This is a genomic window from Rhodopseudomonas sp. BR0C11 (genome assembly GCF_010820945.1).
Lineage (GTDB): Bacteria > Pseudomonadota > Alphaproteobacteria > Rhizobiales > Xanthobacteraceae > Rhodopseudomonas > Rhodopseudomonas palustris_H.
In genome coordinates this window covers 1-9,507 of the sequence record NZ_QTKI01000168.1, presented here as the reverse complement: position 1 = coordinate 9,507, position 9,507 = coordinate 1, and the positions used below count along the sequence as shown (strand labels likewise).

The 9,507-nt window shown below is 67.0% G+C and carries 6 protein-coding genes; 2 read left to right on the top strand and 4 right to left on the bottom strand.

Going from position 1 to position 9,507, the window contains the following annotated elements; translation table 11 throughout:
* Positions 1-303: 303 nt before the first annotated feature.
* Positions 304-3,312, bottom strand: a complete 3,009-nt coding sequence (gene putA / locus DYI24_RS14300; RefSeq protein WP_164572762.1) for a bifunctional proline dehydrogenase/L-glutamate gamma-semialdehyde dehydrogenase PutA — start codon at positions 3,310-3,312, stop codon at positions 304-306.
* 145 nt (positions 3,313-3,457) lie between these two features.
* On the opposite strand from putA, the gene DYI24_RS14295 reads away from it, so the two are divergent.
* Entirely contained in the window at positions 3,458-4,105 is a 648-nt protein-coding gene (locus DYI24_RS14295; protein ID WP_164572761.1) for a hypothetical protein, read from the top strand.
* Positions 4,106-4,128: 23 nt separating this feature from the next.
* Here DYI24_RS14295 and DYI24_RS14290 read toward each other — a convergent pair whose 3' ends face one another.
* The 3 genes from DYI24_RS14290 to DYI24_RS14280 all read right to left on the bottom strand — a co-directional run bounded on the left by DYI24_RS14290 (position 4,129) and on the right by DYI24_RS14280 (position 8,682).
* Complete coding sequence (locus DYI24_RS14290; protein ID WP_164572760.1) at positions 4,129-5,895, bottom strand: adenylate/guanylate cyclase domain-containing protein; 1,767 nt, start codon at positions 5,893-5,895, stop codon at positions 4,129-4,131.
* 211 nt (positions 5,896-6,106) lie between these two features.
* Positions 6,107-7,216 carry a YcjF family protein gene (locus tag DYI24_RS14285; protein ID WP_107343585.1) on the bottom strand — a complete coding sequence of 370 codons (1,110 nt, stop codon included), beginning with the start codon at positions 7,214-7,216 and terminating at the stop codon, positions 6,107-6,109.
* Entirely contained in the window at positions 7,213-8,682 is a 1,470-nt protein-coding gene (locus tag DYI24_RS14280; protein ID WP_107354781.1) for a YcjX family GTP-binding protein, read from the bottom strand. The genes DYI24_RS14285 and DYI24_RS14280 overlap by 4 nt, the downstream gene beginning before the upstream one ends.
* A gap of 241 nt (positions 8,683-8,923) precedes the next feature.
* Here DYI24_RS14280 and trhA point away from each other — a divergent pair.
* A partial coding sequence (gene trhA / locus DYI24_RS14275) for a PAQR family membrane homeostasis protein TrhA (RefSeq protein ID WP_164572759.1) occupies positions 8,924-9,507 on the top strand: 584 nt, incomplete at its 3' end.

Sequence of the window (9,507 nt, the reverse complement as noted above, 5' to 3'; positions counted from 1 at the left end):
GCAATCCAGCACCTTGAGGCCGCTGAAGATGCCGTTCTCGTCCATGCGCGTGAGCTCCCTGTTTTCTTGTTTTTCGCGATCCGGAATTCTCGGTGCTACGCGCCGCCGGATACGTTCGCATATGAGCCGGCTTCGTGGCGTGATGCAATATAGGAACCGGCATGGCGGTTATCCCGGGTGCCCTGCGAAGATGATGAGGATGGAATTGGGCGCGTCATTGCGAGCGCAGCGAAGCAATCCAGAAGCGCCCGGCACTGAGCTATGGATTGCTTCGTCGGCTTCGCCTTCTCGAAATGACGGCAGCTAGTTTTCGCCCGTCAGCAGCGCGGCATTGCCGCCGGCGGCTGCAGTGTTGATCGACACCGTCTGTTCCAGCGCGAAGCGCGGCAGATAATGCGGGCCGCCGGCTTTGGGCCCGGTGCCGGACAGGCCGGAGCCGCCGAACGGCTGGACGCCGACGACGGCGCCGATGATGCTGCGGTTCACATAGACATTGCCGGTCGGCAGCCGCGCGAGCACGCGCGCGATCGTCTCGTCGATCCGCGACTGCACGCCGAGTGTGAGGGCGTAGCCAGTGGCGGCGATGTCATCGAGGAGTTCGTCGAACTGCGCCGCCTTGTAGCGCACCACATGCAGGATCGGACCGAACACTTCCTCGGTGAGCTGCGAGGCGCGGCTGAGTTCAAAGATGTGCGACGCGACGTAGTTGCCGCCCGTTGGTGCCGTGCCGGCGAAGTGAAGCTGCGCCTCTCGTTTCATCTTGGTGATATGCGGGTCGAGCCTGGCTTTGGCCTCGGCGTCGATCACCGGTCCGACATGCGTCGCCGGATCGCGCGGATCGCCTATTTTCAGTTCGCGCGCGGCGCCGGCAATCATCTCGATCACTCGGTCGGCAACGTCATCCTGCACGCACAGCAGCCGCAGCGCCGAACAGCGCTGCCCGGCGGAGCGGAACGCGGAGGCGATCACGTCGTCAGCGACCTGCTCGGGCAGCGCGGTGGCATCGACGATCATCGCGTTGATGCCACCGGTCTCGGCGATCAGCGGCACGATCGGACCGTCCTTGGCGGCGAGCGTCCGGTTGATCGCCCGCGCCACCTCGGTCGATCCGGTGAACACGACGCCGGCGACGTCCGGCTGCTCGACCAGTGCGGCGCCGATGCGGCCGTCGCCTTGCAGCAGTTGAAGCGCCTCGCGCGGCACACCGGCTTCATGCAGCAGCCGCACCGTCACCTCGGCGATCACCGGCGTCTGCTCGGCCGGTTTCGCGACGACCGCGTTGCCGGCCATCAGCGCCGCGGTGATCTGGCCGAGGAAGATCGCCAGCGGGAAGTTCCATGGGCTAATCGCGACGAACACGCCGCGCCCGCGCAACGCCAGCGTGTTGCGCTCGCCGGTCGGACCGGAGAGCCCCAGTGGTGCGCCGAACAGCCGGCGGCCCTCGCTGGCGTAATAGCGGCAGTAGTCGACCGCTTCGCGCACCTCCGCCACGCCATCGTCGAGCGTCTTGCCGCCCTCGTCCTGCAAGAGGGCGATGAATGCCGCACGACGCTGCTCCAGCAGATCGCCGGCGCGCTCCAGGATCGCGGCGCGATGATCGGCGGAGGTTCGGCTCCAGGATTCGAAGCCCTTGCGTGCGGCCCGGACTGCAGCCGCGGCTTGCTCCGGTGTGGCGGATTCGAGGGCCGGCAGCGGGCGGCGTGCGTCTTCGATATCGCTGAGCAGCGCGGCGAGCGAGCTACGGTCGCCGAATTCGATGCCGCGCGAGTTCAGACGTTGCGGCTGATACAGATCGCGCGGCAGCGGGATTGCCGGGTTGCGTGCATTCTCCGCATTGCCGATCAGTGTGGCTGGTCGCGCCAGCAACTCGGCGATCGGCACGCTGTCGTCGCCGGCCTGCGCCACGAAGGAGGAGTTGGCGCCGTTCTCCAACAGCCGCCGCACCAGATAGGCCAGCAGGTCGCGATGGCCGCCGACCGGCGCGTAGATCCGGCACACCGCCTGCGGGCGATCGGCCAGCAGCCGCGCATACAGCGCTTCGCCCATGCCGTGCAGCCGCTGGAATTCGTAGCCGTCGCAATTCCCAGCCTCGGCCAGGATGGTCGCGACCGTCAGCGCGTTGTGGCTGGCGAATTGCGGGAACAGGCGCGGGCGCAGTGCCAGCAGCTTGCGCGCGCAGTGCAGGTAGTTGAGATCGGTCATCGGCTTTCTGGTAAACACCGGATAGTCGGCAAGCCCGCGCTCCTGCGCGCGCTTGATCTCAGTGTCCCAATAGGCGCCCTTCACTAGCCGCAGCATCATACGGCGGTCGAGCGCGCCCGCCAGTTCGGCGACATGGTCGATCACCGCGGCGGCGCGCTTCTGATAAGCTTGCACGGCGAGGCCGTAGCCGTCCCAGCCTTTGAGCGAGGCATCGGCGAAGCAGGCAGCGAACACCTCGAGCGACAGTTCGAGCCGGTCGGCTTCTTCGGCATCGACCGTGAAGGCGAGGTCGTGGCTCTTGGCGAGCCGCGCCAGCTCGAGCAGCCGCGGCGTCAGTTCCCGTATCACGCGGTCGTGGCTGATCGCCTCGAACCGCGGATGCAACGCCGACAGCTTCACCGAGATCCCCGGACGCGCCGGCAACGCAGCGTTGCCGGCACTGCGGCCGATCGCGATGATCGCATCCGCGTAGGACTGATAATAGCGTTCGGCATCCTCGGCAGTGCGGGCGCCTTCGCCAAGCATGTCGTAAGAATATCGCGAGCCCTCGCGCGCCTGCGCCTGGGCGCGGGCAAGTGCGGCCTCGATGGTCTCGCCGAGAACGAAGTGATTGCCGATCAGCCGCATCGCCTGGCGCGTTGCGGCGCGCACCGCGGGCGCGCCGATCCGCTTCGTCAGAGCCGCCAGCGTGCCTTGCGGCGTCTCGCCGGCGTGGACGAGACGGGCCGACAGGCCGAGCGCCCACGCCGAGGCGTTCACCAGCACGGCATCGGACTTGATGCGATGATGCGCGAAGTCGCCCTGGCCGAGCTTGTCCTCGATGAATGCGTCTGCAGTCGCGGCATCCGGAACCCGCAGCAGCGCCTCGGCCAGCACCATCAAAGCCAGGCCTTCCTTGGTCGACAGCGCGAACTCGCGCAACATCGCCTCGACGCCGCCCAGGCCATGTTCGGAACCGCGGATCGCGGTGATCAGTTCGGTGGCGAGAGGGTTGATCCGAGCTTCACGATCGGGCGGCAGCGCGGCGGTCGCCAGCAGCTCCGCGGCCAGCGCAGCATCGTCCGGCGCGTAAGCCGCGGTGAATTCGGCAAGCAGCGGGTTGGACGGCATGGCGGTCGGCTCCCGAAGCCGGAGATAGCTGTGGACGGCGTGCATCAGTGCAGCCAGCAAATGCAGTGCGATCCAGACTGCCATATTGGCACGGTCGGGGCCTGACGCTAGCTTCGCCTCCACCACAGGGAGGCTGGGAGCGGGGATGACGGTGACGCGCGGCAAGTCCAACGCACGACGTTTCGGTGCGCTCGCGGCCGTGGCGCTGGTCGCCGCCTGGTTCGGTGCGCCGGCAAAGGCGGCCGAACTCAGCTCGCAGGTCTCGTATCTGTATAGTTCGGTGTCGATCTTCCCGCCGAGCGCCAAGGGCATGACGGTGTGCTACGGCTTCGTCTGCCGCCGCCGCTACGAGCTGGCGTTTTCGGCCGGCGATCGCGCCGCGCTGTCGCGGATCATGGCGTCCGGCAAGGCCTCGGCCGCGGCGGAACGCGCGGCGGTGCAGAAGGCGGTGGTGTGGCTCGACCGTCGTCTCGGTCCGGTGCTCGGCACTGACAAGCGGATCGCGCGCGCCGATTTCCGTTACTTCGACGACAAGCACAATTTCGATTGCTGGGACACCACCCGCAACACCACCAGCCTGCTGCTGGTGATGCAGGATTGGGGCTTGTTCAAGTATCACAGCGTCGGCGATCCCAAGTATCGCGGCAATGTCCTGGTGCTGCAGACACCGCACAACACCGCGGTGCTGACCGAGCGTGCCACCGGCACGCAATGGGTGGTCGACATGTGGACCCGCGCCTATGCGCAGACGCCGGAAGTGATGCCGGTCGATCAGTGGGTCAAGCTCGACTGATGATCGTTCGGTGCGCCGGCCGTTCAGGCCAGCACCAGGTCCTCGTTCAGCACGGCCGCGAGATCGCCGGCGCGCTCGACCACGCAGACCAGCATCGGTTCGGTGCGGCCTCGGATTTCCAATTCCAGCGTCGGTAGCGCCTGTTCGGACAGGCCCGCGGTGGCGCGGAGTTCGTCCGACAGCAGCGTCTCGCAAGCGAGGCTCTTGGTCAGATCTTGCAGCCGTGATGCGACGTTGACGGAGTCGCCGAGCGCGGTGAACACCATGTGGTCGCGATAGCCGATCTCGCCGACCACCACTTCGCCGCTGTGGATGCCGATGCCGAAGCGGATCGGTTCGGGCAGATCGTGGCCGAGGAAGTTGTTGAGTTCATCGATCGCCGCGCCGATCGCCGCGGCGGCGCGAACGGCATTGCGGCACGCCTCGCGCGGTGTTTCGGCAAGTCCGAACAGCGCCAGCATGCCGTCGCCGACGAACTGATTGGGTTGGCCGCCGCAGGCGATCACGCTGCGCGACACCGCGCCGAGGAAGCGGTTGACGATGAACACGGTGTCGAACGGCAGCCGGCTTTCGGCGAGCTTGGTCGAGCCGCGCATATCGACGAACATGCTGACCAGATAGCGCTCCTCGCCGACCCGTGCCGCGCGTGCCGCCTTCCGCGCGGCTGCGACGTTGCGCGGCGGAAACACCGGCACGAAGGCGAGGTCCTGCGTCGGCCTGAGCTGGCAGGCGAGGCGGATCGACGGATCGTCGCCGGTGCCGATCGAGGCGAGCACGAAGGCCTCGCGCGGCGACGGCTGCGGCAACGCGGCGGGATCGCCCAACACGCGGATCCGGCAGGTCGAGCAGCGGGCCCGGCCGCCGCAGGCGGAGGCGTGCGGGATGTTGTGGCGCTGCGTCGCCTCCAGCACGGTGAGGCCCTTCGGCACCCTTATGCTGCGCTCGCCGTCATAGGTCAGCCGGACCATGCCGCCGCGCCGTTCGATGATCGCGCGCACCGCGCGGGCGATCAGCGCCAGGGCGATCAGGCCGAGATAGAAAACCAGGAAGCCGTTGCTGATCGCTTCGAGCGTCTGCTGCTGCTCCGGCGTGCCGAGATTGGCGGGCGCGAGGTTGTCGGCCTGCCATTGCGGCGAGGTTGCCTCGCGCGCCACCTCGCGTCCGCCCTGGTAGAAGCCGAGCAGCGCCAACGGGACCAGCACCGCGGCGGCCAGCAGCCACGGCATCGCGCGGCGGAACGCCGGCTTGATCCGCAGCCAGACGTAGAGGCCGATGCAGCCGTGGGTCCAGGCGATCAGCATCACCGCGACCATCAGCCAAGCCCGATACGACGGCGAAGCCACGAAGTAATTATACAGCACCTGCGGATACAGCCGGTCCTGGTCGTACAGCACGCTGCCGAGCCGCATCACGATGACATGGCTGTAGATCATCAGCGGCACCGACAGCCCGAGTATGAGCTGCAGCGGCTCCAGCGTCTTCCAGCGAAACTGGCGGCGCTGATACAGCGCCCACAGCCCGAGCCCGGCATGCACCGTCACTGAGCCGTAGAACAGGATCGCGACCGGCAGGAATTGCCAGATCTCCAGGTGCCACATCACGCCGGCATGCAGAGCCGCCGGCGAGATGTTGCCGAGCGCATGGTTGAGGAAGTGGCTGAGCAGATAGGTGAACAGCACCAGCCCGCAGAACATCCGGACTTGTCGAAGCCCGATGCCGCCGAGCCAGGCGGCCTTCTTCCCGCGGGCAGAAGCGTTCTGCTTTTTGTTCGGCTTCGCTCGCGTCGCCATCAGTGAGTGCATACCTCGATCGCCTCATTCCGGGATGCGCTGGCCAGCAGCGCAGGGCCGGAATCCTCAATCCCTGTGAGTGGTTTTGGATTCCGGGCTCGCTCGACTTGGTTCGCGCCCCGGAATGACGATCGTTGTGTCAGCAGGCGCGGATCAGCACAAGAAACTTCGGCGTAACGCAGCTTAGCGCAGGTCTCCGCCGAACGGATCGCTACTCGTCCTTCTCCCGCTTCTTCATCAGATCCTTGACCAGATCGCCAAGCTGCGGGCGGGGCAGGGCATCGAACGGGAGCGGTCGGGTGAGATCGATGGCGGCGAGACCGAGCCGTGCAGTGAGCATGCCGTTGACGACGCCTTCGCCGAGCTTGGCCGACAGCCGCGAGGCGAGGCCGTGGCCGAGTACCGACTGCATCACGCTGTCGCTGAGCGCGATGCCGCCGGTGATGGCGAGGTGCGACACCGTCTGGCGCATCAGCTTGAACATGCCGAGCGCGCCGGGGCGGCCGCCGTACAGCCGCGCGAGCTGTCCGATCAGCCGGGTCGCGGCGATCGCCACGAACAGCACGTCGATCAGTGCCTTCGGGCTGATCGCGGTCACCAGTGACACCCGCTGCGCGGCCTTCGAGATCAGCACCTTCGCTTCAAGGTCGAGCGGCGTCATCAGTTCGCGCTCGGCGAGGCGGATCAGGTCGGCGCCATCGATGATGTCGTCGATGTGCTTCTGCAGCGTGGCGCGGCCATGGGCGAGCTGCGGGTTGGGATGTTCGAACTTCAGCAGCTCGCGGATGATGGCGCGGGCCTCGGCGCTGTTGTCGGTTTCCAGCACGCGCGCAGCGCGGGCGTGGAGCTGCTCGATCCGCGCCAGGCGGATCAGGCCGAAGGCTTCGCGGCCGATGATGATCGCCAGGGAGCCGCCGGCCAGGATCGCCAGCACCATGCCGATGGTGCCGAGCGTCTGGCTCTGTGCGAACAGGTCCTCGACCAGCTTGCTGATCCACAGCCAGAACGCCAGCGACACCAGTCCGGTCGCGGCGCTCCAGAACACGGTGCCCCAGCGGAAGCCCTTCTTCGGATTGATGACGCTCTTCGGCGCTTTCGGCGCCGAGATCGGCGGCTCGGCTTCGCGGGCGAGCTCGACCCTGGCGCGCGGCGGCGGGGGTGGCGGTGCGGCGCCGGCCGCAGACGCGGCAGGCTTGGCGTCCGCTTTCGCGGACGGCTTGGCCGTGTAGCTGCCGCCGCCGTCATCGGAATCGATCAGCACCACGCTCGGGTCGCTGAGCTTGAAGGTCGCCGGCCGGCGAGGAGGAACCCGCTCGGTCATTGCAGTCGGTCTCCGATCAGGAACTGAAGCGCCCGGTCGAGGCGGATGTGAGGCAGCGCCGGACCGTCGGGATCATGGCTGTCGAGCCGCGGTGGGCGGAAGCGCAAAAAGCGGAAGTCGGCTTCCTGATGCGAGCCGGCGGCCAAACCACGGAAGGTGTCCTCGCCGCGGAACAAGCCCTGCAGATTGGTCGGCAGGTCGCCCGGGAAGGTGGCAACCTCGGTTTCGCCGTCGAACACCTCGCCCTCGGCCATTTCGCCGGCGATCGGCGTGCCGACGATCGAGGGCAGCCGGTCACGGCCGCGCTGCACCTGGGCTTCCCGGGTGGCGCGGACGGCGGCCATCGCCACCACGTCGACCTTGGCGCCGGCGAATTCGGCCCGCCGCATCGCCTGGTCGACCAGCTTGCGCAGGATCGCCTCCAGCCGGTCGTGGCTGGAATGGTGCAGATGGTCGGCCTTGGTGGCCGCAAACAGGATCTTGTCGATCCGCGGCCGGAACACCGAGCTGAGCAGCGTCGAGCGGCCGACCCGGAAGCATTCGAGGATGCCGGCCAGCGCGGCTTCGAGGTCCTGCAGCGCCTCGGGCCCGGCGTTGAAGGCCGACAGCGCGTCCGCCAGCACGATCTGGCGGTCGAGCCGGGCGAAGTGATCGCGGAAGAACGGCCGCACCACGGCGTCCTTATAGGCTTCGAACCGGCGGCGCATCATCGCCCACAGCGAGCCATCCGGCGCGATGCCGCCGTCCGGCACGTCCAGCGGCGCGAAGGTCAGCGCCGGCGAACCGGCAAGATTGCCCGGCATCAGGAAGCGGCCCGGCGGCAGCAGGCTCATCGCGAACTGCTCGTCGCGGCAGGCGCGCAAGTAAGCGGTGAACAGCCGCGCAGCTTTCAGGGTTTCCTGCTCGTTCTCGCGTCCTTTGGGATCGAGCGTGGCGAGATGGGCGTGCCACTCCCGCGCCACCCGGGCTCGCGGGTCCTGGCGCGACAGCGCCAGGCTTTCGGCCGCCCAGCGCTCGTAACTCTTGGTCAGCAGCGGCAGGTCGAGCAGCCATTCGCCCGGATAGTCGACGATGTCGAGCGTCAACGTGGTCTCAGAGCCGTTCTTGCGCTGATAGTCGATCACCAGCCGCAACTCGCTGATGTCGACGGTCGAGCTCGGCCATTGCCGCTGCTCGATCAGCGTTGCGAGGAAGTTCTCATAGGCGAAGCGAGGCACCGCATCGTCCGGCTGCGGCGCCAGCCGCGCGGTGGCGATCCGCCCGGTCGACATCGATTCAAAGATCGGAAACCGGCCGCCCCGGCACAACCCGTGCACGAGAGCGGTGATGAACACCGTCTTTCCCGCGCGCGACAGACCGGTGACGCCGAGCCGGATCGTGGGATTGAACAGGTTCTCGCTGTAGTCCTTGAGCGCCCGCGCCGAGAGCCACGCATCTTCGAGCAGATTGGAAAAATTGAAGGCCATGCGCCAAGGTTCAATCGTCAGAGTTGCCGGCGAAACTAGCCGGAAACCGCCGATTCGTGCGACAATCCGACCTGTACTGCCGGTCTTGGCTTTGCCGCCTTTCCGGCGGAAAATTCGTGCTCGATCGGACGGTGGCGGTGGCCGAGCGTGCCGCAGGATGTGTATCGCATCGCCGACCGGCGTCATGAATGCGCCAGATCAATTCGGATAAGGTGTTCGAGAACAGGGTGTTCGCTGCAGAATGACGATCTTCCGCCTCAAGCAAATCGTGTCGCATGCCAGGATCGACGCCAAAGGCGCGGTCCACTGGAACTACGATCGCGCCGAGCTGATCGCCGATGGCGTCGTGCATGTGCTGGGCCTCGTCGCCGGTTTGATCGCCGCGACCGCGCTGGTCACGCTGACCGGCGTGTTCGCATCCACGCCGACGATCGTCTCGGTATCGGTGTATGTTGCAGGGCTGCTGGCGATGCTCGGCCTGTCGGCCGCGTACAATCTCTGGCCGGTATCGCCGCGCAAATGGCTGCTGCGGCGGTTCGACCATTCGGCGATCTACATTCTGATCGCCGCAACGTACACACCGATCATCAGCCAGATCAAGGATCAGATGTTCGGCCTGGCGCTGCTCGCCGGCGTCTGGGGCGTGGCGGTGGTCGGCATCCTGCTGAAGCTGTTCAAGCCCGGTAAGTTCGACAAGCTGTCGGTCGGGCTTTACCTCGCGCTCGGCTGGAGCGGCATCATCGCCTACGACCAGGTGATCGAGACGCTGCCGACCACGGCGATGTGGTTCCTGGCAATAGGTGGCCTGCTGTACACGCTCGGCGT